Below are 1,163 nucleotides of genomic sequence, written 5' to 3' on the forward strand. Positions count from 1 at the left end.
GGTTTAGAAGAAATTTATAATTCATTAGAAAATAAATTGTTAGGTTGGGATAAACTAGAAGAAGTTGAAAAAGAAACAACAGAAAGTAATGATATATTAAGTTCAATACTTGCGAAAGCAATATAAAAAAAGGCATACCAAAAGGTACACCAAACCACAATTTGATTATATCATTTGGTATGCTCCAAGTAAAGGAGATTTTAAAAATGAGTATATATGTATTAATTGAATATATAAATGAAGTAGGAAAAGAAAATGCAACATTTGAAGGATTAAAAGAATGGAAAGAAAAAAACTGGAGGGAGTAATTAAAATGAAACATTTAAGAAGAATTAAAAATAAAATTGAAGATATTATAAGAAAATTTAAATATAGAAAAATTAAGAAATTTAATAATAGTAATGAAACTGTGTTTGTAGATTTAGGGGCATCAAGTATTAAAATGAGTTACAAGGGCGAATTAATAACCTTTAGAAGCAGCATAAGAAAAGTATATGATAATAATGAAATTACAATACAGAAAAACTCTATTAATGTAAATGGTCAATGGTTTATAGTCGGGGAAAGTACACAACCAACTGGAAATTATGAATATAAGTATGAGAAAGAACATTTAGAAATATTAATATTATTCGGGTTAAGTATGATTAAAGATAAAGTAAAAAGTATAAGTAATGATTTAAAAGTAAATATACTTTTACCATATAATCAAATACATACTAAAAAGCAGCTAAGTAATAAAATAGATGGGATATATCAATTAAGAAATAATTTACATGAATTTGATTTAGCATTAACTTTAAATAAAGTATTTGTTGAAGGTGAAACAAGTAAAGTATACTTTGAAAAGAATTATAATACTGGCGGTAATACTTGTGTAGTTAATATTGGTTATAGTACAACTGATATTGCATTATATAATACTTTAAATTGTAGGGAGCAAATAACAAGTATTAATATAGGCACAAATAATTTATTATCTCAATACTTAAAGTATACCAAAGCACCAACAAGCAGCGTTTTAAATACCTGGTTAAATGATGGGTATACCTTCACAAAAGAAGAGTATAAGAATATAAGTATGGTTAATCAAGAGTATATTAAAACTTTATGGAATGATATATATAATGGAGTTATTAAGTTATCAAATCCAGGTAATACAA

1 protein-coding gene is annotated in these 1,163 nt (G+C 24.6%); it reads left to right on the forward strand.

Going from position 1 to position 1,163, the window contains the following annotated elements; genetic code table 11:
- Positions 1-313: 313 nt before the first annotated feature.
- A partial coding sequence (locus I4V63_RS15455; RefSeq protein ID WP_196002109.1) for a hypothetical protein occupies positions 314-1,163 on the forward strand: 850 nt, incomplete at its 3' end.

Origin of the sequence: Clostridium sp. 1001271B_151109_B4 (genome assembly GCF_015670405.1) — a bacterium.
Taxonomy (GTDB): Bacteria; Bacillota; Clostridia; order Clostridiales; family Clostridiaceae; genus Clostridium.